This window comes from Pseudomonas sp. B21-040 (genome assembly GCF_024748695.1).
Classification (GTDB): domain Bacteria; phylum Pseudomonadota; class Gammaproteobacteria; order Pseudomonadales; family Pseudomonadaceae; genus Aquipseudomonas.
The window spans coordinates 5,789,766-5,812,397 of sequence record NZ_CP087176.1 but is presented as its reverse complement, the minus strand read 5'-3'; the positions used below and the strand labels follow the sequence as shown (position 1 = coordinate 5,812,397).

22 protein-coding genes are annotated in these 22,632 nt (G+C 57.5%); 13 read left to right on the top strand and 9 right to left on the bottom strand.

Annotated features, from left to right (window positions below):
- Positions 1-22: 22 nt before the first annotated feature.
- Together trmA and LOY55_RS26585 are read right to left on the bottom strand one after the other, a co-directional pair.
- A complete protein-coding gene (trmA, locus tag LOY55_RS26590) occupies positions 23-1,102 on the bottom strand; it encodes a tRNA (uridine(54)-C5)-methyltransferase TrmA (RefSeq protein ID WP_046028626.1) in 1,080 nt (359 codons plus the stop codon).
- A complete protein-coding gene (locus LOY55_RS26585) occupies positions 1,099-2,394 on the bottom strand; it encodes an NCS2 family permease (RefSeq protein WP_046028625.1) in 1,296 nt (431 codons plus the stop codon). Before LOY55_RS26585 ends, trmA begins: the two co-directional genes overlap by 4 nt.
- A gap of 214 nt (positions 2,395-2,608) precedes the next feature.
- On the opposite strand from LOY55_RS26585, the gene LOY55_RS26580 reads away from it, so the two are divergent.
- Together LOY55_RS26580 and LOY55_RS26575 are read left to right on the top strand one after the other, a co-directional pair.
- Positions 2,609-3,064 (top strand): DUF4879 domain-containing protein, encoded by a 456-nt coding sequence (locus LOY55_RS26580; protein WP_408981007.1) that lies wholly within the window; start codon positions 2,609-2,611, stop codon positions 3,062-3,064.
- A gap of 67 nt (positions 3,065-3,131) precedes the next feature.
- Positions 3,132-3,683 (top strand): DJ-1 family glyoxalase III, encoded by a 552-nt coding sequence (locus tag LOY55_RS26575; protein ID WP_223522715.1) that lies wholly within the window; start codon positions 3,132-3,134, stop codon positions 3,681-3,683.
- Between the two features lie 4 nt (positions 3,684-3,687).
- Here LOY55_RS26575 and LOY55_RS26570 read toward each other — a convergent pair whose 3' ends face one another.
- Entirely contained in the window at positions 3,688-4,926 is a 1,239-nt protein-coding gene (locus LOY55_RS26570) for an MFS transporter (RefSeq protein ID WP_046028617.1), read from the bottom strand.
- Positions 4,927-5,322: 396 nt separating this feature from the next.
- Here LOY55_RS26570 and LOY55_RS26565 point away from each other — a divergent pair, with 396 nt between their 5' ends.
- From LOY55_RS26565 to LOY55_RS26555, 3 genes are all read left to right on the top strand, one after another.
- Complete coding sequence (locus tag LOY55_RS26565; protein WP_223522716.1) at positions 5,323-6,762, top strand: cytochrome ubiquinol oxidase subunit I; 1,440 nt, start codon at positions 5,323-5,325, stop codon at positions 6,760-6,762.
- Between the two features lie 3 nt (positions 6,763-6,765).
- A complete protein-coding gene (gene cydB, locus LOY55_RS26560; protein ID WP_109786316.1) occupies positions 6,766-7,773 on the top strand; it encodes a cytochrome d ubiquinol oxidase subunit II in 1,008 nt (335 codons plus the stop codon).
- Between the two features lie 82 nt (positions 7,774-7,855).
- Entirely contained in the window at positions 7,856-8,023 is a 168-nt protein-coding gene (locus LOY55_RS26555; RefSeq protein ID WP_077431231.1) for a DUF2474 domain-containing protein, read from the top strand.
- Between the two features lie 71 nt (positions 8,024-8,094).
- Here the strand turns inward: LOY55_RS26555 and LOY55_RS26550 are convergent, their stop codons facing one another.
- Entirely contained in the window at positions 8,095-9,219 is a 1,125-nt protein-coding gene (locus LOY55_RS26550) for a class I SAM-dependent methyltransferase (protein WP_223522717.1), read from the bottom strand.
- Positions 9,220-9,398: 179 nt separating this feature from the next.
- Entirely contained in the window at positions 9,399-10,109 is a 711-nt protein-coding gene (locus tag LOY55_RS26545; RefSeq protein WP_109786314.1) for an autoinducer binding domain-containing protein, read from the bottom strand.
- Positions 10,110-10,464: 355 nt separating this feature from the next.
- Between LOY55_RS26545 and LOY55_RS26540 the strand changes: the two genes are divergently transcribed.
- Positions 10,465-11,241, top strand: a complete 777-nt coding sequence (locus LOY55_RS26540; protein WP_046028606.1) for a ferredoxin--NADP reductase — start codon at positions 10,465-10,467, stop codon at positions 11,239-11,241.
- Between the two features lie 98 nt (positions 11,242-11,339).
- A complete protein-coding gene (locus LOY55_RS26535) occupies positions 11,340-12,758 on the top strand; it encodes an IS1182 family transposase (RefSeq protein WP_223525272.1) in 1,419 nt (472 codons plus the stop codon).
- Positions 12,759-12,887: 129 nt separating this feature from the next.
- On the opposite strand, the gene mscL is transcribed toward LOY55_RS26535, so the two are convergent.
- Positions 12,888-13,301, bottom strand: a complete 414-nt coding sequence (gene mscL, locus LOY55_RS26530; protein WP_077431233.1) for a large-conductance mechanosensitive channel protein MscL — start codon at positions 13,299-13,301, stop codon at positions 12,888-12,890.
- A gap of 285 nt (positions 13,302-13,586) precedes the next feature.
- Here mscL and katB point away from each other — a divergent pair, with 285 nt between their 5' ends.
- The 3 genes from katB to radA are packed head-to-tail and all read left to right on the top strand — an operon-like array spanning position 13,587 to position 17,143.
- The gene (gene katB / locus LOY55_RS26525) at positions 13,587-15,128 is read left to right on the top strand and encodes a catalase KatB (protein ID WP_223522718.1); all 1,542 of its coding nucleotides are present in this window, start codon (positions 13,587-13,589) and stop codon (positions 15,126-15,128) included.
- A gap of 59 nt (positions 15,129-15,187) precedes the next feature.
- The gene (locus tag LOY55_RS26520) at positions 15,188-15,730 is read left to right on the top strand and encodes an ankyrin repeat domain-containing protein (protein ID WP_109786312.1); all 543 of its coding nucleotides are present in this window, start codon (positions 15,188-15,190) and stop codon (positions 15,728-15,730) included.
- A gap of 45 nt (positions 15,731-15,775) precedes the next feature.
- A complete protein-coding gene (radA, locus tag LOY55_RS26515) occupies positions 15,776-17,143 on the top strand; it encodes a DNA repair protein RadA (RefSeq protein WP_008028888.1) in 1,368 nt (455 codons plus the stop codon).
- A gap of 31 nt (positions 17,144-17,174) precedes the next feature.
- On the opposite strand, the gene LOY55_RS26510 is transcribed toward radA, so the two are convergent.
- On the bottom strand, positions 17,175-17,543 hold the full coding sequence (locus LOY55_RS26510) for a PilZ domain-containing protein (RefSeq protein WP_046028598.1): 369 nt from the start codon (positions 17,541-17,543) through the stop codon (positions 17,175-17,177).
- 160 nt (positions 17,544-17,703) lie between these two features.
- Between LOY55_RS26510 and LOY55_RS26505 the strand changes: the two genes are divergently transcribed.
- The 3 genes from LOY55_RS26505 to yjiA all read left to right on the top strand — a co-directional run bounded on the left by LOY55_RS26505 (position 17,704) and on the right by yjiA (position 21,117).
- Entirely contained in the window at positions 17,704-19,770 is a 2,067-nt protein-coding gene (locus tag LOY55_RS26505) for a carbon starvation CstA family protein (RefSeq protein ID WP_046028595.1), read from the top strand.
- A 15-nt stretch (positions 19,771-19,785) separates the two neighbouring features.
- Positions 19,786-19,983, top strand: coding sequence for a YbdD/YjiX family protein (locus LOY55_RS26500; protein WP_003228401.1), 198 nt, complete (start codon positions 19,786-19,788; stop codon positions 19,981-19,983).
- Between the two features lie 162 nt (positions 19,984-20,145).
- Complete coding sequence (gene yjiA, locus LOY55_RS26495) at positions 20,146-21,117, top strand: GTPase (protein ID WP_109786311.1); 972 nt, start codon at positions 20,146-20,148, stop codon at positions 21,115-21,117.
- A gap of 128 nt (positions 21,118-21,245) precedes the next feature.
- Here yjiA and LOY55_RS26490 read toward each other — a convergent pair whose 3' ends face one another.
- Together LOY55_RS26490 and LOY55_RS26485 are read right to left on the bottom strand one after the other, a co-directional pair.
- Entirely contained in the window at positions 21,246-21,812 is a 567-nt protein-coding gene (locus LOY55_RS26490) for a hypothetical protein (protein ID WP_223522720.1), read from the bottom strand.
- Positions 21,813-21,890: 78 nt separating this feature from the next.
- Positions 21,891-22,421 carry a hypothetical protein gene (locus LOY55_RS26485; protein WP_109786309.1) on the bottom strand — a complete coding sequence of 177 codons (531 nt, stop codon included), beginning with the start codon at positions 22,419-22,421 and terminating at the stop codon, positions 21,891-21,893.
- Positions 22,422-22,632: the final 211 nt, after the last annotated feature.

Sequence of the window (22,632 nt, the reverse complement as noted above, 5' to 3'; positions counted from 1 at the left end):
GGCTTGTTTGTATCGGCTGCAATCAACGACGGGTCAACAACACCCCGGATTCCATGTGATGGGTCCACGGGAACTGATCGAACATTGCGCACTGAGTGATGCGGTGCGTGTCGTGCAACTGGGCGATGTTCGCCGCCAGGGTTTCCGGGTTGCAGGAAATGTAGAGGATATTGTCGAAGCGTCGAGTCAACTCGCAGGTGTCCGGGTCCATGCCGGCGCGGGGCGGGTCGACGAATACGCTGCCGAACTCATAGCTCTTGAGGTCGATGCCATGCAAGCGACGGAAAGGGCGGACTTCGTTCAGCGCTTCAGTCAGCTCTTCGGCAGACAAACGCACCAGCGTGACGTTATCCACCGCGTTTTCGCTGAGGTTGCTCAACGCCGCGTTGACCGAGGTCTTGCTGATTTCGGTGGCCAGTACTTTGCGTACACGGGTCGCGAGCGGCAGGGTGAAGTTGCCGTTGCCGCAATAGAGCTCCAGCAAATCGTCCGCGCGGTCGCCCAGTGCGTCGTAAGCCCAGTTGAGCATCTTCTGATTGACGGTGCCGTTGGGCTGGGTGAACGCACCTTCCGGTTGGCGGTAGCTGAAGGTACGACCGCCGACTTCCAGTTTCTCGACCACATAATCGTGACCGATCACTTCGCGCTTGCCCTTGGAGCGGCCGATGATGCTGACGTTCAGGTCGGCGGCCAGTTTCGTTGCCGCCGCATGCCAGTGTTCGTCCAGCGGACGGTGATAGCACAGGGTGATCATCGCATCGCCGGCCAGGGTAGTCAGGAACTCCACCTGGAACAGCTTATGGCTCAGGGGCGCACTGGCTATCCAGGCCGCCTTCAGCTGGGGCATCAATTCATTGATGCGCAGGCTGGCAATCGGGAATTCTTCGATCAGGATCGGCGTGCGCTTGTCTTCCTGGGAAAACATCGCGTAGTGCCGCTCACCGCCTTCACGCCACAGGCGGAATTCGGCGCGCAGGCGGAAGTTTTGCAGCGGCGAGTCGAAGACGGCCGGTTCAGGTGCATCGAACGGGGCCAGCAGGTCACGCAGGCGCGTGACCTTTTCTTCGAGCTGAACGGCGTAGGCCTGGGAATCAAAAGTCATGCGTTGAACCAACCCAGCTTGATCACGAACAGAATCGACAGGATCACCAGCGCCGGGTTCAGTTCACGGCCGCGACCGGACATCAACTTGATGGCGGTCCACGAGATGAAACCGAAGGCGATGCCGTTGGCGATGGAATAAGTGAACGGCATGGCCAGCGCAGTGATCACCACCGGTGCGGCAACGGTAATGTCGTCCCAGTCTATTTCGGCCAGGCCGGAGGTCATCAATACGGCGACGAACAGCAGTGCCGGTGCCGTGGCAAACGCCGGAACGCTGGCCGCCAGTGGCGAGAAGAACAGCGCCAGCAGAAACAGAATCGCGACCACGACGGCCGTCAGGCCGGTGCGGCCACCGGCACTCACGCCGGCTGCGGATTCGATGTAGCTGGTCGTGGTCGAGGTGCCCAGCAGCGAACCGGCCATGGCCGCGGTGCTGTCGGCGATCAGGGCGCGACCCATTTTCGGCATGTGGCCGTCCTTGCCCATCAGGCCGGCACGCTTGGCAACGCCGATCAGGGTGCCGGAGTTGTCGAACAGGTCGACGAACAGGAAGGCAAAAATCACGCTGACCAGACCGATGTCCAGTGCGCCTTTGATGTCCAGTTGCATGAAGGTCGGGGCCAGCGACGGTGGCATCGACATTACGCCGCCGAACGGGGTGAAGCCCATTACGATCGAAACGATGGTGACCACCAGAATGCCGATCAGTACTGCGCCGCGCACGGCCAGGGCTTCAAGGGCAACGATCAGGGCAAAACCCAGGGTCGCAAGGATCGGGGCGGGTTGTTTCAGGTCACCGAGGCCGACCATGGTCGCCGGGTTGCTGACCACGATACCTGCGTTATGCAGGGCGATCAGTGCCAGGAACAGGCCGATACCAGCGGCAATCGCCGAGCGCAGCGGCAGCGGGATGCTATTGATGATCCATTCACGGATGCGGAAGATCGACAGCAGGAAGAAGCACACCGCCGAAATAAACACCGCACCCAGCGCCACTTGCCAGGTGTGGCCCATGTGCAGGACCACGGTGTAGGTGAAGAAGGCGTTCAAGCCCATGCCCGGCGCGAGCGCAATCGGGTAGTTGGCGATCAGGCCCATGATCGTGGAGCCAATGGCGGCGGCCAGACAGGTAGCGACGAACACCGCGCCCTTGTCCATGCCGGTCTCGCCGAGGATGCTCGGGTTGACGAATAGAATGTAGGCCATGGCCAAGAAAGTCGTGACGCCCGCCAGAATCTCGGTCCGCACGTTGGTGTTGTGAGCCTTGAGTTGAAACAGCCTTTCCAGCATGTCTGCTCCCCGTGGCGCGCCGGGCGCCGTGAATGTATCGACCTCAACAGCAAAGCACAGACCGCTGAACGCGCCTGGGAAATTACTGTGGGCCGGAAAAAGCCGCGCATCATACCAGCAGCGTGGGGTTATGGCTGCTTATGGCTGTGATCGTCGTCGATGTTTTGCCGTCAAGCGAAGTGAGCCATACTGCGCGCCGGTTTTGGGGGGCACTATGTATTGCATGAAAACGCGTGTAATCGCTGTCATTGGTGTCATGGCTGCCTTGCTTTTGGGAGCACAAAGCGCCTTGGCCGCAATGGCGCCACCGTTGAGCCAGTTGAAGGTGCTGAAGGTCGAATCACCCGGTTGTGGCTTTGAAGACATCGCCGAGGGGCAGGATCAGACGCGCTGCGACCACAGCGGGCCGAACATCAAAGTCTACGTGCTGGAAATCGGCTACGGACGAGAGGCCCATGTCGCATTGGACGGGTTTGAAGTGAACGGCACTCGCACGCCGGTCTGCGCTTTTGATACCGGTAATCTGACTGAGTGCACCGTGGGGCGAAAAACCGTCGGTTATCTGTACATTCTGGATCTGGCCGGCAAGCAGGATGGCGTCTTCACCTTTAGCAATACCTCGATCAACGCGCCGGGCAATACGATGTCGACACAGCTCTACATCAAATAACGGCCGCAAGTAACGGCTGCGCCCGAAAGCTGACTACGCTTTAAAGATCACCCTGTGGACTGTCCCCATGACCTTTAGAGCTTTGATTACCCTCGCCGAGGGCATCGATGACCTGCAAACAGTGACCCTCGTCGATGTGCTGCGCCGCGCCAAGGTTGAAGTGGTAGTGGCCAGCATCGAGGGGCGGCGCATGCTCACCTGCGCCCGTGGCACCCGGCTGACGGCCGATGCCATGCTCGTGGACTTGCTGGCCCAGCCGTTCGACCTCATCGCCTTGCCCGGCGGCGCCGTGGGCGCGCAACACTTGGCGGCGCACCAACCCCTGCAACAATTGATCAAGGATCATGCCGCCGCCGGACGCCTGTTCGCGGGCATCGCCGAAGCCCCGGCGGTCGCGTTGCAACACTTTGGCGTATTGCGCCAGCGACGCATGACCTGCCTGCCGTCGGCCAGCCATCAATTGTCAGGTTGCAACTTCGTCGATCAACCAGTGGTGGTCGACGGCAACTGCATAACCGCCCAGGGTTCCGGGGCCGCGCTGGCATTTGCCTTGACGCTGGTGGAACAACTCTGCGGCAAAGCCACGCGAACGGCGGTGGCGGGGGAGTTGTTGGTTTAGAGGTTCAGACCTTCACTTCTTCCACCGGCACATGCATGCGGTCACGGTTGGCCAAGGTCGGGAACAGTTTCACCCAGGTCCCGGTCACCACCAATGTGCCGATCCCGCCCATGACCACTGCCGGCACGGTGCCGAACCAGTGGGCGGTCAGGCCGGATTCGAATTCGCCCAGCTGGTTCGAAGCGCCGATGAACAAACCGTTGACGGCGCTGACCCGGCCGCGCATTTCGTCCGGTGTTTCCAATTGCACGAACGAGGCGCGGATCACCATGCTGATCATGTCTGCCGCGCCCAGCACCACCAGCACCGCGAGTGAGAACCAGAACGAAGTCGAGAGACCGAACGCGATGGTGGCCACGCCGAACACCCCGACAGCCGTGAACATCACGCGTCCGACGTTGCGTTCAACCGCAAATCGCGCCAGGAACAGCGACATCAACAGCGCTCCGACTGCCGGCGCGGAACGCAGCAGGCCTAGCCCCCACGGGCCGGTCAGCAGGATGTCTTTGGCGAACACCGGCAGCAATGCTGTGGCGCCACCGAGCAAGACCGCAAACAGATCCAGAGAAATCGCCCCGAGAATGTCCGGGCGACTGCGAATGAAGCGGATGCCCGCCAGCAGCGAGTCCAGGGTTGCCTTGCCCTTGTTCAATGGCGTTTGCCGGGCCGGCAGGTTGAGCATCAGCACGCACGCAATGATGTAGAGGATCACCGTCGGGCCATACACCCAGACGCTGCCGAAGGCATAGAGCAACCCCCCGAGCGCCGGGGCGACGATGGTGGCGGACTGCTGCGCCGATTGTGCGGCGGCCACCGCGCGAGGAAACAGCGCACTGGGCACGATGCTCGGCAACAGGGCTTGAGTGGTGGGCATTTCGAAAGATCGCGCGGCACCCAGCAGAAACGCGAGGATGAAGATCATTTCCCGGGTGACATGATCGGTCGCGCTGCCAATGGCCAGGGACAAGGCGATCAGCGCTTGCAAGGACTGACAGATCGCAGCGACTTTGCGCCGGTCATAGCGGTCGGCGACATGCCCGGTGTGCAGCATGAACAGCACGCGCGGTGCGAACTCCACCAAGCCGACCAAGCCCAGGTCGAGCACGTTGCCGGTCAGTTGGTAGAGGTTCCAGCCAATGGCCACGGTGAGCATCTGAAAACCACTGGCGGTAAACACCCGGGCCAGCCAGAACGCAAGGAAAGGGCGATGATGACGTAACAGCAAGGGCGCTTGGCTGGGCATCTGGAGGCAAATCTGGAGAGTGGAGCGGCGAGATTATCACCAAGCTGTAACAGGAAGTTGCCACGAGCGAAAAAATCGTTAGCCAGACATCGATTTCATTCACCTTTGGCTATCTATGACCATGGAATGTATTTCAGCCCGTGACCAATACCATGAGGCAACTTGTCACGCGGCAAAAGACCACGCGGTTCATCAACAGAATTGGGACTACTCTTTCAACGTTGATTGACCCAGATCAAAACTCCCCAGGGAATTGATCCGGCGGCCAGCCAGAATGCCTGCGTTGCGATGCTTGTAAAAAAAAGAACGAATTTGAATTCGCCGCACTCCATACCCGTGGGAACCGTGGATGCAGGCTTCCAGCCAGCAGCCGTATTACCTGACAGAGGATGACTTATGTTCGGTTTAGAGGCACTTGATCTCGCCCGAATTCAGTTCGCGTTTACCATCTCGTTTCACATTCTGTTCCCGGCCATCACGATCGGCCTGGCGAGTTACCTGGCGGTGCTCGAAGGCCTGTGGCTGAAAACCCATAACGATACCTACCGCGACCTGTATCACTTCTGGTCGAAGATCTTTGCCGTCAACTTCGGCATGGGCGTGGTCTCCGGGCTGGTCATGGCGTATCAGTTCGGCACCAATTGGAGTCGCTTCTCGGACTTCGCCGGTTCGGTGACCGGGCCATTGCTGACGTACGAAGTCCTGACGGCTTTCTTCCTCGAAGCGGGTTTCCTTGGGGTCATGTTGTTTGGCTGGAACAAGGTCGGACGCAAACTGCACTTCTTCGCCACGGTCATGGTGGCCATCGGCACGCTGATCTCGACGTTCTGGATTTTGGCATCCAACAGCTGGATGCAAACGCCTCAGGGTTTCGAAATCGTTAATGGCCAGGTGATTCCAACCGACTGGCTGGCGGTGATTTTCAACCCCTCGTTCCCCTATCGCCTGATGCACATGGCGACCGCAGCGTTTGTGGCCACGGCGTTTTTCGTCGGCTCCTCGGCGGCCTGGCATTTGCTGCGCGGCAAGGACAACCCGGCGATCCGCACCATGCTCTCGATGGCCATGTGGATGGCCTTGATCGTGGCGCCGATTCAAGCCGTCATCGGTGATTTCCACGGCCTCAATACGCTCAAGCATCAACCGGCGAAAATCGCTGCGATTGAAGGCCACTGGGAAAACAAGGGTGATGAGCCGACCCCACTGATCCTGTTCGGCTGGCCGGACATGAAAGAAGAAAGAACCAAATTTGTCGTCGAGATTCCGTACCTGGGCAGCCTGATTCTTACTCACTCGCTGGACAAGCAGGTGCCGGCGCTCAAGGAGTTCCCGCCTGAAGACCGGCCGAATTCGACGATTGTGTTCTGGTCGTTCCGGATCATGGTCGGCTTGGGCATGCTGATGATCTTCACCGGTTTGTGGAGCCTGTGGCTGCGCAAACGCGACAAGCTTTACACCTCGCGACCGTTCCTTTACCTGGCGTTGTGGATGGGCCCGTCCGGTCTGATCGCCATCCTCGCGGGTTGGTTTACCACGGAAATCGGCCGCCAGCCTTGGGTGGTTTACGGTCTGATGCGCACGGCGGATGCCTCCTCCAACCATAGCTTCGTGCAGATGAGCATCACGTTGATTCTGTTCGTCGTGGTCTATTTCGCGCTGTTCGGTGCCGGCCTGGGCTACATGATGCGACTGGTGCGCAAAGGGCCGAAGATCGACGAAGGCAAGGAAACCAACGACGGTGGTCCTGGCCAGAAACGCACGCCGGCACGTCCCCTGTCTGCCGCTGACGACAGCGTTGAAAGCGACCACAGCCACAGCCTGACCAAGGAGATTTGAGTCATGGGTATTGATCTTCCGCTGATCTGGGCCGTGATCATCATCTTCGGCATCATGATGTACGTGGTGATGGACGGCTTCGACCTGGGCATCGGGATTCTCTTCCCGTTCATCCCGGGCAAGACCGACCGCGACGTCATGATGAACACCGTTGCACCGGTGTGGGACGGAAACGAAACCTGGCTGGTACTGGGCGGCGCGGCATTGTTTGGCGCCTTCCCGCTGGCGTATTCGGTGGTGCTTTCGGCGTTGTACCTGCCGCTGATCCTGATGCTGATCGGGTTGATTTTCCGTGGTGTGGCCTTTGAATTTCGCTTCAAGGCCAGGGACGACAAACGCCATCTCTGGGACAAGGCATTTATCGGTGGGTCCGTCACCGCGACCTTCTTCCAGGGCGTGGCGTTGGGGGCTTTCATTGATGGGTTGCCGGTGGTCAATCGCCAGTTTGCCGGTGGTTCGCTGGACTGGCTGACACCGTTCACCCTGTTTTGCGGTGTGGCGCTCGTGGTGGCTTATGCGCTACTCGGCTGCACCTGGCTGATCATGAAGACCGAAGGCAAGCTGCAAGAGCAAATGCACGACCTGGCACGGCCGCTGGCTTTCGTGGTGTTGGCGGTGATCGGTATCGTCAGCATCTGGACGCCCTTGGCCCACGCCGAAATCGCCGCACGCTGGTTCACGTTGCCCAACCTGTTCTGGTTTATGCCTGTGCCGATTCTGGTGCTGGTGACCATGTACGGTTTGATCCGCGCCGTCGCCCGCAATGCGCACTACACGCCATTCCTGCTGACGCTGGTGCTGATCTTCCTCGGCTACAGTGGTTTGGGCATCAGCCTGTGGCCGAACATCGTGCCTCCGTCGATCTCGATCTGGGACGCCGCCGCACCCCCGCAAAGCCAAGGCTTCATGCTGGTGGGCACGTTATTCATCATCCCGTTCATCCTGGGCTACACCTTCTGGAGCTACTACGTGTTCCGCGGCAAGGTGACCCACGAAGACGGTTATCACTAGCACTGTGGGCGAGCTTGCTCCGGGCGGCGTTCCGACGATGGCGCCCTCACCGGCGCCATCGACCTGACTGAGGATCGATGCAATGAACGGCAAACATTCCCTGCACGACATTGAAGAAGCCGAAAAAAAGCCGCTGTGGCAGCGGCTTGGATGGCTGGCCCTGATCTGGGTCGGTAGCGTCGCAGCCCTGTTTATTGTGGCGAGCCTGATGCGCATGTTCATGAATGCTGCGGGGCTGACCACACACTGAAGATCCCATCCCGTTGCCTTGGAGGCACGGACTTGCAACCCTCCCGCGTGGAGGGTTTTTTTTGCCCGCGCTTATTTGCGGGCTTTGAGAATCACGAATTTTGGGGTGGCGGCCACTTGCTCGACGCCACGGAACAGTCGGGCGAGCTTGCTGTGGTAACCCAGGTGACGGTTGCCGACGATGTACAGCGCGCCACCGACCACCAGCGCTTCACGGGCTTGCTGGAACATGCGCCAGGCGAGGAAGTCGCCGACGACTTGTTGCTGGTGGAAGGGCGGATTGCACAGCACTACGTCCAGGGATTGCGGTTCTTGCCCCGCCAGGCCATCGCCTGCCCGCACTACGACCGCTCTGTCACCCAGCGCCGCGTGCCAGTTTTCGGCGGCCGATTGCACCGCCATGAACGACTCGTCCACCAACGTGTACTGCGCCTCAGGGTTTTGCAGCGCACTGGCAATGGCCAACACGCCATTACCACACCCGAGGTCGGCCACTCGCGCGGTGCCAAGGTTTTTCGGCAAGTGCGGCAGAAAGGCCCGCGTGCCGATGTCCAGGCCTTCGCGGCAGAACACATTGGCATGGTTGAGCAGCTCAATGGCCGGGTCATCGAGTTGGTAGCGCGAAGGGTAGGGGGACACGGCAGGCGCTTTTGCTTCAGGTGTGGCGATCAATAGCCGGGCCTTTTTCACCGCCAGGGAGGCTTGCACCGGGCCGATGTAGCGTTCCAGCAGATCACCGGCAGCACGTGGCAGATGCTTGATCATCGCCGCCGCAATCACCTGCGCGCCCGGCGCCAGTTGGCTTTGCAGGCGAATCAATTGTTCCTCCAGCAACGCCAGGGTTTTCGGTACGCGGATCAATACCCGGTCAAACGGGCCACTGAGCACTTCGCTGGCAGGCACATGGGGCACCGCGTCAAACGCCTGGCCGTTACGGATCAGGTTTTTCTCCAGTCCCTGAAAGGCCAGGAATGAGTCGCCGCTGCTGATGACCCGGACCTTGCCCGCGAGGCTGGCAGCCAGCGCGCCAAAACTGTCGTTGAGCACCAATACCCGAGTCTCGGCCGTGGGGTGTTGTTCGGCCAGATGGTTGAGCAGGTATTCGTCAGCCGCATCGAAAGCTTGCAGCGGTTCGTTCTGCTGCTCTGGCTGACGGATCAGATCGAGTTGGGCGAAGGGCGTTTCGAGCAGGGGCATGAGGCGGGGCTCTGGGTAGTCAACGGGTGTGGTGTCCCGCTGCCGAAGGCGTTGTAGCGGGCGGGACCGTCCGAGTGCACATCGACGAGATGTTAAACACGTCATCACTCAGGGGGGACCGCAAATGGTACTTTTTTTTCGGTTGGATTACTCGCGGGTTTTCCATGAACCGGGTGGATTCAGATGGCGCCCGTCCTCACCGCCTTTATCACCGCTGCAATCTTGTTGTTCACGCCAAACTTCTGGATCGCGCTGCGCACATGGAAATTGATGGTGCGTTCGCTGATGCTGAGAATTCTGGAGCATTCATAGGCGGTCTTGCCGTCGGCCGACAATTTCAGGATTTCGACTTCACGCGTCGACAAATGAGGTGTGCAGGCTGCCGGCAGGCGATGCCGCAGTTTTTGAGCCGCGAGATCATGCATATGGTGGTTGATGAAAATGACGTAACCCAGATGTCCATACAGTTCCTCGGCAGTGATCGGGGTGCTGCTTCTGGCCAGGCTAAACATACTGCGCAGACCGCTACCGTCGTGTAACGATTGTGACCAGCCATACTGCAAGCCTTGTTTTTTTTGCGCCTGTCTCAACTGAGGAGCCTTTGAAAAGACCTCATCCTCCCAAAGAATTGGCAGCTCTGATTGATTGCAATGAGCTAGTATTGGATCTATGTCACCAAAATGTTCATGTTCATACTTCGTGTTCCAATCGGGCGGATAATTGTTAAAACTTACCGTGTCGCAATTAAGTCCATCCGCGGAGGATGTAATTGAAAAAGCACAGAAATTGAAGCCAAGACACTGGATCAGATCGAGTGAGATTTCATAGGCGGATTTAATTTCCTTGGCGTCGTATATCTGTCGTAACTGCGACTCCTTCCACATTTTCATTGCGGTAACTCCATGCGAACATCTTGGGGGTGCATGTTTGGATCCGAGATCCAGCACGTGCCGAGTGTAGGAGTAATCCTACATAAGTGCTGCAATTTTTTGCTCTTGAAAACTATCGGAAGTGCATATCTGGTTCTTAGCTTTGGGAGGCGCAGATAAAACTATCTAGCATGGTGGATGTAATTCTATTTATTGTTTTTTGTACAAGTTTTTGTATGTCATATACGATGTATAAGCAGTTGTACAACTCAGTGCGACTAACAGCGGATCTCATTTCTAAAGACACTACAAATTATCAGTGTTTACATCATCTGCTTTGCGCGACACTGGCGGTATCAGTTCAATGGAGCGACCCATGACCGCCAGTGCCGAAAAGTTCACTCGCCAAACCTTGCTCGACGTCCAGCCGTTGACCCCGAATCTCTTTACCCTGCGGGTTACCCGGGATCCGGGCTTTCGTTTCAGGGCGGGGCAGTTTGCCCGGCTAGGCGTTACCAAGGCGGATGGCGGTACGGTCTGGCGTGCCTATTCGATGGTGTCCTCACCGTATGACGAGTTTCTCGAGTTCTTCTCCATTGTGGTGCCAGGCGGGGAGTTCACCAGCGAGCTGAGTCGCCTGGACGTTGGCGATACCTTACTGGTCGACCGCCAGGCCTTTGGTTATTTGACCCCTGACCGCTTTGTCGATGGGCGTGACCTCTGGTTGTTATCCACAGGCACCGGCATTGCTCCGTTTCTGTCGATCCTGCAGGACTTCGAAGTGTGGGAGAAATTCGAGCGCATTCTCCTCGTCTATAGCGTACGCGAAGCCCGGGAACTGGCTTATCAGGCGCTGATCGCCGAGTTGGGGCAACGCGATTATCTGGCCGAATACGCCCACAAGTTGCAGTTCATCGCCACCGTCACTCGCGAGCAACACCCTGGCGCCCTGAATGGACGGATCACTACGCTGATCGAAAATGGCGAGCTGGAACGGGCAGCAGGCGTGGCGCTGACGGCCGAGCATTCGCGGGTCATGTTGTGTGGTAATCCGCAGATGATCGATGACACGCGTAAATTGCTCAAACAGCGTGACATGCACTTGAGCCTCAGTCGACGACCCGGCCAAGTGGCTGTGGAAAACTTCTGGTAAAAAAAAACGGCGCCCCAACAGACTGTGTGAAAACCTAGCAATCTGCGCAAAGCTCAAAGAAAATGCTCCGTATCGAAAGATACGGAGCATTTTTCGTTATGGCTTACATCCAAGGTGAGTCCCGTAGCCAGACCAGTCTGTTCCCGGTCTCGCTGGAAGAACTGATCCCCGAGGATCATCTCGTTCGGGTTATTGACCTGTACGTCGCCAAGCTGGATCTGGTGCAACTGGGCTTTGATAAAGCGCTGCCCAAAAGCACAGGTCGTCCTTCTTATGATCCTGCCGATCAGCTCAAGCTCTACCTCTATGGCTATTTTCAGCGGATTCGCTCATCGCGGCGTCTCGAAGCCGAGTGCCAGCGCAACATCGAAGTGATGTGGCTGATCAACCGGCTTAAGCCCGACTTCAAGACCATCGCCGACTTTCGCAAAAACAACAAATCCGCCTTTGTGGCGACGTGCGGTGCCTTCGTCCGGTTTTGCCGCATGGCCGGTCTGATCGCAGGAGACTTGGTGGCCATCGACGGCAGCAAGTTTCAGGCAGTCGCTTCCTCGCGGCGCCATATGAACCTCAAGCAACTCAAGCGTCAGGAAGAAAAACTGGATAAGCGCATCGCTCAGTATCTGGCCGAACTGGATGAGGCTGACAGGCTCGATGCGGGAGAGGTGATTGATCGCGGCGCGATCAAAACAGCACTGGTGCAGCTTAAAGTTCGCCAGCAGGACAATCAGAGCTGCCAAGCGCTGATGAACTCGATGGGCCTGGAGCAGTTCAACACCCACGAAAGCGATGCCCGAATGATGCGCACGCCCAAGGGGCCGCGTGTGTCCTATAACGTGCAGAGCGCCGTGGATGCCAAGCATTGCCTGATTCTGCATCATGAGGTTACCCAGGATGGCGACGACCGCAAGCAACTCGAACCAATGGCTAAAGCCGCCAAAGAACAGCTGGAACAAGATGCCCTGACCGTGACTGCCGATGCCGGCTACTCCAACGGCCAGCAGTTTCAGGCCTGCGAGGAGGCTGCGATTACCGTTTATGTGCCGCCCAACCGCTCGGTCAATCCTGGTGGTGAGGACTTTTTTGAGCGCAAAGACTTTATCTACGAAGCCGAACACGATCGTTATCAGTGCCCGGCAGGCAAGTGGTTAACGCTCAAACAGCGCCACAAGGGCGATCGGATCTATCAGGCAGATGTCAGCGACTGCGCCGCCTGCCCGCTCAAATCCCAATGCACTGGCGCTCAGCGCCGCTACGTCTCACGCCACGCCCATGAAGAAGCCTTTGAGCGAATGGAGCAACGAATGCTGGCCCATCCGCAGATGATGGCCAACCGAAGATCCATTGTTGAGCACCCCTTCGGCAACCTGAAGCAATGGCTGTTTGGCAATGCTCGCTTCCTGTTGCGTCAACTGGAGGGCGCGAGAGCGGAAATGGCCTTGGCAGTGAGTGCCTACAACCTAAAACGCGCAATTAGTGTGCTCGGGGCCCGCCAATTGATGGCGTTAATGGGCTGAAAGGCTTTTTTCGCCTGTCGCCCGCACCAAAACAAACGCCCCGAACAAGTCGGGGCGTTTGTTGGGCCGGCCTTCAGCGCGTTTTCACACAGTCTGCCAAAGGCGCCGTTTCTTGTTGCAGCCAGCCTGTCAGGGCCGATTGTTCTGGGCTTTGAGAAGGTCGCGGATTTCGCTCAACAACTCTTCTTCCTTGCTCGGAACCGGCGGCAGTGTCGGGGCGGCGGCCTCTTCGCGCTTCAGTTGGTTGATCGCTTTGATCCCCATGAAAATCGCGAGCGCGACAATGACGAAGTCAATCATGCTCTGGATAAATTTGCCGTAGGCCATCACCACGGCCGGGGCGTTGCCTTCGGCGGCCTTAAGCGTAATGGCCAGATCACTGAAGTCGACCCCGCCGATCAACAGGCCAATGGGCGGCATGACCACGTCACCGACAAACGACGTAACGATCTTGCCGAAGGCCGCGCCGACGATGATACCGACCGCCATGTCGATCACATTACCTTTGACCGCGAAGGCCTTGAACTCACTTATCACGCCCATAGGTTATTTCCTTGTTACAGATGAGGTTGGTGAACGCAGTGTAAATCAGCAAAACGACTCGTGCTCGAAACACCTAATTACAATGCTCGATGTAATTGACCTGTTTGCCGGCAATTAAAAGGCAAAGTGCCAGCAGTCGCGCGCAAAATACGCGTTAAGTAACTGATTGGCGACATAAAATTCTGAATCGTCACGTTGCGATATTTCTATTTAAGTTTTACCGCTTCGGTCCCTAGCCTCTGGTCCACGCACTGGGAGTGCGTCTTGAAAACAGAGGAACCTGATATGACTTCGACCATCGGCCTGGGGACTTTTCCCCATCGGCGTACCTTTGGCGTTTTAACCGCCACTCTACTGTCCTTCTCCGTCCATGCTGCAACACTGACCCGCGATAACGGTGCTGCCGTGGGGGATAACCAGAACTCACAAACCGCGGGTGCCACTGGCCCGGTGCTGTTGCAGGACGTGCAACTGATCCAGAAGCTGCAGCGCTTTGACCGTGAGCGCATTCCTGAGCGTGTGGTGCATGCTCGTGGCACCGGGGCCCATGGCACGTTCACCGTGACCAATGACCTGAGCGACCTGACCAAGGCGAAAGTGTTTGCTGGTGGCCAGAGCACACCGGTGTTCGTGCGTTTCTCCGCCGTTGTTCATGGCAACCATTCGCCGGAAACCCTGCGCGACCCTCGCGGTTTCGCCACCAAGTTCTACACCACCGACGGCAACTGGGACCTGGTGGGCAACAATTTCCCGACCTTCTTCATCCGTGACGCGATCAAATTTCCAGACATGGTCCATGCGTTTAAACCAGACCCTCGCACCAACCTCGACGATGATTCGCGGCGTTTCGACTTCTTCTCCCATGTCCCGGAAGCCACTCGCACCCTGACCGAGTTGTATTCCAACTCTGGTACTCCCGCCAGTTATCGGGAAATGGATGGCAACGGTGTGCACGCCTACAAGTTAGTTAACGCCAAAGGCGATGTGCACTACGTGAAGTTTCACTGGAAGAGTTTGCAGGGGATTAATAATCTCGATCCAAAGTCCGTGACAGAAGTTCAAGGTAAAGATTACAGTCATATGACAAATGACTTGGTTGCGCATATTAACAAGGGCGACTTTCCGAAGTGGGACTTGTACGTTCAGGTTGTAAAATCACAAGATCTGTACAAGTTTGATTTCGATCCATTGGACGCGACCAAGATCTGGTCCGGAGTTCCTGAACGAAAAGTTGGACAAATGGTCTTGAATCGTAATCCTTCGAATGTCTTCCAGGAAACCGAACAAGTCGCCATGGCCCCCGCCAATCTTGTTCCCGGTATCGAGCCTTCGGAAGATCGCTTATTGCAAGGGCGAGTGTTTTCCTACGCCGATACGCAACTCTATCGTCTGGGCGCCAATGCGCTGCAGTTGCCGATCAATGCGCCAAAAGTTGCCGTGAATAACGGTAATCAGGACGGCGCGATGAACATCGGTCAAAGCAGTACAGGCGTGAATTATCAGCCGAGTCGTCTAATGCCCCGCGAAGAACCGCAAGCCGCGCGCTACAGCCAATCGGCGCTGACGGGCAGCACCCAGCAGGCGAAGATCCAGCGCGAGCAAAACTTCAAGCAGGCTGGTGATCTGTATCGCTCCTTCAGCAAAAAAGAGCGAAATGACCTGATCGAGAGTTTTGGCGGTTCGCTCGCGACAACCGATGACGAGAGCAAGCACATCATCCTGTCGTTCCTCTACAAGGCCGACCCGGAATACGGGACGGGCGTGACCAAGGTGGCCAAGGGTGACCTGAGCCGGGTCAAGGCGCTGGCGGCCAACCTGGTCGACTGACCGCGTTTGCCTGAAAAGCGGGACCTCAGGTGAGGTCCCGTCGAGCCAAGGAGATTGCGATGCGTGATTATCTGTTTCTGGTGCTGGCGTTGCTTTCGACCAGTGCCTTTTCCTCCACAAGTGACGATGCGGCCGAGCTGTCTGCTCAATTGCAGGATTACTACTTCGACGCCGCCCGCCGTGGTGATGTGCCAATGCTCGACACGTTCATCGAGGCTGGATACTCGCTCGATACCCGCGATGGCAAGGGTTATACCGCGTTGATACTGGCGGCCTATCACGGCCAGACCGGCGCAGTCGATCGCTTGCTCGCCGCCGGCGCGGATGCCTGTGCTCAGGACCAGCGAGGCAACACGGCATTGATGGGGGCGATTTTCAAAGGCGAAGTGCAAATCGCCCGGACCTTGTTGTCGGCCGGTTGCAGTCCGGACCAGCGCAACGGTGCGGGGCAGACTGCGGCGATGTACGCCGGATTGTTCAAACGTGCCGAGCTGCTCGATGCACTCAAGGCCAAAGGCGCGGACCTGAACGCCGAAGATCCGTTAGGCAACAGCGCCACGCGTCTGGCCAGCGGCGAAATCCGTACCGCCGCGCCGCGCTGATCGGTGTCAGCTGAGCTATCATCGCGGTTTTTGCCGGGAGTTCAGATGGCCAAGGCCAAGCGCATGTACGGCTGCACCGAGTGTGGCTCAACCTTCCCCAAGTGGGCCGGCCAATGCGGCGAGTGCGGGGCCTGGAACACGCTGACCGAAACCATGGTGGAAAGCGGTGGCGCCGCCGCCCCGAGCGGTCGCACTGGCTGGACCGGTCAGCAGGCCCAGATCAAGACACTGGCCGAAGTCAGTGTCGAAGAAATACCGCGGTTTTCCACAGCCTCCAGTGAACTCGATCGGGTGCTGGGCGGTGGCCTGGTCGACGGTTCGGTAGTGCTGATCGGCGGTGACCCTGGCATCGGTAAGTCGACCATCCTGTTGCAAACCTTGTGCAACCTCGCCAAAAGCATGCCGGCGCTGTACGTCACCGGCGAAGAATCGCAGCAACAAGTGGCCATGCGCGCCCGCCGGCTGGGTTTGCCGCAGGACCAACTGCGGGTGATGACCGAAACCTGCATCGAAACCATCATCGCCACGGCCCGGGTGGAAAAACCCAAGGTCATGGTGATCGACTCGATCCAGACGATCTTCACCGAACAACTGCAATCGGCACCGGGCGGTGTCTCGCAGGTTCGCGAGAGCGCAGCGCTGCTGGTGCGTTATGCCAAGCAAAGCGGCACGGCGATTTTCCTGGTCGGCCACGTGACCAAAGAAGGTGCGCTGGCCGGTCCGCGCGTGCTGGAGCACATGGTCGACACCGTTCTGTATTTCGAAGGCGAATCCGATGGGCGTCTGCGTTTACTGCGGGCGGTGAAAAACCGTTTTGGCGCAGTTAACGAATTGGGTGTGTTCGGCATGACCGACAAGGGCTTGAAAGAAGTCTCCAATCCCTCGGCGATTTTTCTCACCCGCGCTCAGGAAGAAGTTCCGGGCAGTGTGGTCATGGCGACGTGGGAAGGCACACGACCGATGCTGGTGGAAGTCCAGGCCTTGGTGGACGACAGTCATTTGGCCAACCCGCGCCGGGTAACACTGGGGCTGGATCAGAATCGCCTGGCGATGCTGCTCGCGGTTTTACACCGTCATGGCGGCATTCCGACCCACGATCAGGACGTATTCCTCAATGTGGTGGGCGGGGTGAAGGTGCTGGAAACAGCATCAGACCTGGCGTTGATGGCGGCCGTCATGTCCAGTTTGCGTAACCGGCCACTGCCGCATGATCTGTTGGTGTTTGGCGAAGTCGGCCTGTCGGGCGAAGTGCGCCCGGTGCCAAGCGGTCAGGAACGCCTGAAAGAAGCCGCCAAGCACGGCTTCAAGCGCGCCATCGTGCCCAAGGGCAATGCGCCGAAAGAATCACCGCCGGGGTTGCAGATAATTGCAGTGACCCGTCTGGAACAGGCACTGGACGCGTTGTTCGAGTAACCCGCAATTCCTGTAGGAGCCGGGGGTGAATTCAGATCTCGATCAACGCCCCCAGCTCACGTTCCAGCTCTTGCGAGTCTCCCACGTTGAGTTCAATCAACCGCCGCAGGCGTTCAATCGATTCCAGGCTGATGTGTTTGCAGACGAAGCCAAGCTGGCCATGATCATCGTGGGTCAGTTGCACATCCATCTTGATGGCAACGTCATCGGTGAGGTGAATATCGACCAGGAAATGCCACTCTCGATTACCCAGCCACGGCTCGGGCTTCTCGATCAGCAGTCCCTTGAGCGACAGGTCGATCAGCTTCACCGGCCAGATGTATTCCCCTTGGCTCAACTCGGTTTTGGCATCGAACGCGATACGTTTGAAGCGGCGGCGATCGGCGGCGTGCTCGCTCATGGCGTAATCCTCGAAAAGGTACGCTGACTATAGACCCGCAATATCAAAGCCTGCCAGCGCAGACAGGCGTTTAGACCAATGTTGGGGTATGGCCTTTGCCGTCAGGAGAGCTAAACTCGGGGTGGCTTTCTTTCTTGTCCACTCTGGCTGGAATCATAAAATGAAAAATAATAATAGCCTGCTAAGCCACTTACCCTGGCTGCTGCTGGCAATCGTCGGTGCGTGCGCACTTGGGGTAGTGGCACTGCGCCGCGGAGAGGCAATCAACGCCTTGTGGATTGTGGTCGCGGCGGTGGCCATTTATCTGGTTGCGTATCGCTACTACAGTCTGTTCATCGCTAATAATGTGATGCAACTTGACCCGCGACGGGCGACCCCCGCCGTACTCAATAATGATGGTCTGGACTACGTGCCGACCAACAAACACATTCTTTTCGGCCACCACTTCGCGGCCATCGCAGGCGCTGGTCCTCTGGTCGGTCCGGTATTGGCGGCGCAGATGGGTTACCTGCCGGGTACTCTGTGGATAATCGCGGGCGTGGTGCTGGCCGGTTCTGTTCAGGACTTCATGGTGTTGTTCATGTCGACCCGCCGCAACGGTCGGTCCCTGGGCGACATGGTCCGTGAAGAAATGGGCCGCATCCCGGGCACCATCGCACTGTTTGGCTGCTTCCTGATCATGATCATCATCCTCGCGGTGCTGGCACTGATCGTCGTGAAAGCCCTGGCTGAAAGCCCTTGGGGCATTTTCACGGTGATGGCGACCATCCCGATCGCGATGTTCATGGGCATCTATATGCGCTACATCCGCCCGGGCCGCATCGGTGAAATCTCCGTGGTCGGCGTGTTGCTGCTGCTCGGTTCGATCTGGCTGGGCGGGCAGATTGCCGCTGACCCGGTCTGGGCCAAGGCGTTCAGCTTCACCGGCATCCAGATTACCTGGATGTTGATCGGCTACGGTTTTGTGGCCGCCGTGTTACCGGTGTGGCTGATTCTGGCCCCGCGTGACTACCTGTCGACCTTCCTGAAAATCGGCACCATCGTCGCCCTCGCGATCGGCATTCTGGTGACCATGCCCGAGCTGAAAATGCCCGCGCTGACCCAGTTCATCGACGGCACCGGCCCGGTGTGGAAGGGCGGTCTGTTCCCGTTCCTGTTCATCACCATCGCCTGTGGCGCGGTCTCGGGTTTCCACGCGCTGATCTCTTCCGGCACCACGCCGAAACTGCTGGATAACGAAACCAACGCCCGTTACATCGGTTACGGCGGCATGCTGATGGAGTCCTTCGTGGCGATCATGGCCATGGTTGCGGCCTCGGTGATCGAACCAGGCGTGTACTTCGCGATGAACAGTCCGGCGGCCGTGGTCGGCGGTGATGTGGTAGCGGTGGCGCAAGCGGTCAGCGGCTGGGGTTTTGCCATTACCCCGGAAGCCCTGCAAGCCGTGGCCCATGACATCGGCGAAACCACCATCCTGGCCCGTGCCGGTGGTGCGCCGACCCTGGCGGTCGGTATCGCGCAGATCCTGCACAGTGTCCTGCCGGGTGAAAACACCATGGCGTTCTGGTACCACTTTGCGATCCTGTTCGAAGCGCTGTTCATCCTGACGGCTGTCGACGCCGGTACCCGTGCCGGTCGTTTCATGCTCCAGGATTTGCTGGGCTCTTTCGTGCCGGCGCTGAAACGTACGGAATCCTGGACCGCCAACCTGATCGCCACCGCCGGTTGTGTAGCGATGTGGGGTTGGTTGCTGTATCAGGGCGTCATCGATCCGTTGGGAGGCATCAACACCTTGTGGCCGCTGTTCGGCATCTCCAACCAGATGCTGGCCGGTATCGCGCTGATGCTCGGCACCGTTGTGCTGATCAAAATGAAACGCCAGCGCTACATCTGGGTGACGTTGGTGCCAGCGGTCTGGCTGCTGATCTGCACCACCACCGCAGGCTTCATCAAGCTGTTCGACGCCAACCCGGCGATCGGCTTTCTGTCGCTGGCCAAGAAGTACAGCGATGCGCTGGCCAACGGTCAGATCCTCGCCCCGGCCAAGGACATCACGCAGATGCAGCACGTGATCTTCAATGCCTACACCAACGCTACGCTGACGGCGCTGTTCCTGTTCGTGGTATTCAGCATCCTGTTCTATGCACTCAAGGTCGGCATTGCCTCCTGGGGTAAAAAAGAGCGCACGGATAAAGAATCACCATTCCACGCTCTGCCTGACGCGTAATCGAGGATTGCAAACATGTTCAATGACCTGAGTCGCCTCGGTAAATACCTCGGTCAGGCCGCGCGCCTGATGGTCGGCATGCCCGACTACGACACCTACGTCGAGCATATGCAAACCAAACACCCGGACAAACCGGTGATGAGCTACGAGATGTTCTTCCGCGAACGTCAGGAAGCGCGTTACGGTGGCAAGGGTGGGCCGAAGTGCTGTTGATCCGACAGCCAGATTGATGCAACCCCTGTGGGAGCGGGCTTGCCCGCGATGACGGACTATCAGTCAGCATTGATGTTGAATGGTAAATCGCTATCGCGGGCAAGCCCGCTCCCACATTTGTTTTTGTGTTCACTTTTTATTTTATGAAGCAGGAGATTCAGTTTGTCCTCTCCCATCCCCGTCACGATCCTCAGCGGCTTCCTTGGCGCCGGCAAGACCACGCTGTTGCGTCACCTGTTGAAAGCAGAGCACGGCCTGAAAATAGCCGTGATCGAAAACGAATTCAGTGATGCCGGTATCGATACCCAACTGTTGGGCGACGAGCCGGTACAAGTCATGACGCTGTCCAACGGCTGCGTCTGCTGCACCATCCACACCGACCTGACCAAGGCGCTGTACCTGTTGCTCGAACGCCTGGACAGCGGCGACATCGCCTTCGATCGCCTGGTGATCGAATGCACTGGCTTGGCGGACCCGGCTCCGGTGGCGCAAACGTTCTTCATCGACGAAGAACTGCGTGAACGCTACCTCCTCGACGGCATCATCACCCTGGTCGACGCGGCGCATGCCGACACGCACCTGGCTCAAACCATTGCCCAGGCGCAAATCGGTTTCGCAGACCGCTTGCTGGTGAGCAAGCGCGATCTGGTGGATGAGCCGACGTTCATCGCATTGAGTGAACGGCTGACCCGTATCAACCGGCGTGCGCCGATCCGCGTGGTCGATCACGGCCAGATCGATCTGGCCGAATTGCTCGACGTGCGCGGTTTTAATCTGAATGCCGACCTTGGCGGTGGCGTGAGTCTGCGTCCGGTAAGCAAGGCGCCATCCATCGACCGTATCTCCAGCCTGGTGCTGCGCACCGACAAACCGCTGGATATCGACAAGCTCAGCGAGTTCATGAATGAATTGCTCGAAGAGCATGGCAAGCAACTGCTGCGCTACAAAGGTGTATTGAACATCCTCGGTGAGTCTCGGCGCATGGTGTTTCAGGGGGTGCTGAAACTGTATGGTTTCGATTGGGATACCGAGTGGGCAGACGATGAGGCCCGCGAAAGCGTGATCGTGTTTATTGCCGATGACTTGCCGCAAGAGAAGATTCGCGAAGGATTTGCACGGGTGGCAGCGCAGTAGTGTGCAGAATTTGGGTTGTTTTCAGGTGAGGCGGCGGTGATCACCGCCTCACCCCGACTATGCCCCTCCCGGTTTTGAGTCGGGAGGGGACGTCCGCCGCGGCTCAGCGGTATTGAATGCCTGGATCGTCAGACCTCATCGGGGCTGCTGACGTAAGGGGCATTTCTTTCCAGGATGTGCAGATTGAAAGCCAAGGGGGAACCCCCTTTGTCTGCGACATAAAGATAGGTTGAATCATGCTCTTTGTGTTGATGTAGAAGTCCAGACTCCTTCGGCTGCAGATAAATACTGAGCGATTCACTTTTTATAGTATCAAGGGTCAGCATGTTTCCGCGTTCGTCTCTCAGCGCAAAGATGTTCGAGTCATCAGAAGGGAATGCCCCAAGTAATCCGTTGTCACTCATGCTGAGACATTTTCCATAATAATCTCCTGCTGTTCGGACATAGAGCCTGTAATGACGTTGCGTATGCCTGAAATAAAGCTGTAGGCGAGGTTTGGCGTCTACCGGGACATCGGGGCGAAAACCAATTAAGTGTGAATCATCCCGGCTTTGACGCTTTCCGGTGAAAAATCCACCGCTGGCAAGTCCTGAGTTGACTATTGCCCGTTTGCCAAGTGCGATGTCCAGGAAATTCAATAACGTTGTTTCTGTGCCAAAGGTTGCGGTGAAAGATAGTTGTCGGTCGGTTTTCATTTCAGGCAGTCCATGCTTGATTTTAGTTCGTCCATGTTGATTTTTTTGCATTCAATATTGGCAAGTCGGGAGAATGACTCAGAGAGTGCCTCGGGTCAGTATTTCAAGTTTGAAGTCCAGAGGCTGTGCTGTGACTTTGCCTGTGCAAACCAGGCCGCCTACCGCTGTATTGCCCCGTACGCTGAGCGTCCGGCCGCCCCGCGTCTGAATCCTGAGTGTCGGAGTGTCGTTGTCGATCTGGTCGAGGGTTATGATGTTTCCGTTTTTATCTAGCAAGTTAAAGGTTGTCTGGTCATGGTCAGGGCGGAAGGCGCTGATGAAATCTTTGTCTTCATTGCTCAGTGCATACCGGTGATACGGGCCGTCAGTGATCAGATAAATGGAGTAATAGTCGTCGATGCAATGAAACTCGAATTTTAGCTGCTTGGGTGCAGTGTTTGCTTTAACGCAAAGATAACTGGATACGTCCATGTTGGCTTCAAAAGACCATGTGTCAAAATCAAGTTTTTTGATGCGTGTTGTTTTACCGTGGGTGATACCTGGTAAATGCAAGTTGCCATGGCTGGTTGTCATTGTGGCAATAAAGGACCGCTCTTTGTTTTGGCTCATGTTGTTCATTCCCTGTGTGTGGTTTTAATTTGTAAAGTTTGCCGAAGTTGTCGGCTGGTTATTAAGCTAACAGTCGAGGGACGAGAATGAGTAGTTGTTTTTGGACTTTGATGTTTCAGTAGTTTTCAATTAAAGAAGTGTCGAAGTTTGCAGGGGTGCAAAAATAACAGGCAAAAAAAACCCGGCTGTCAGGCCGGGTTTATTCAAGCTG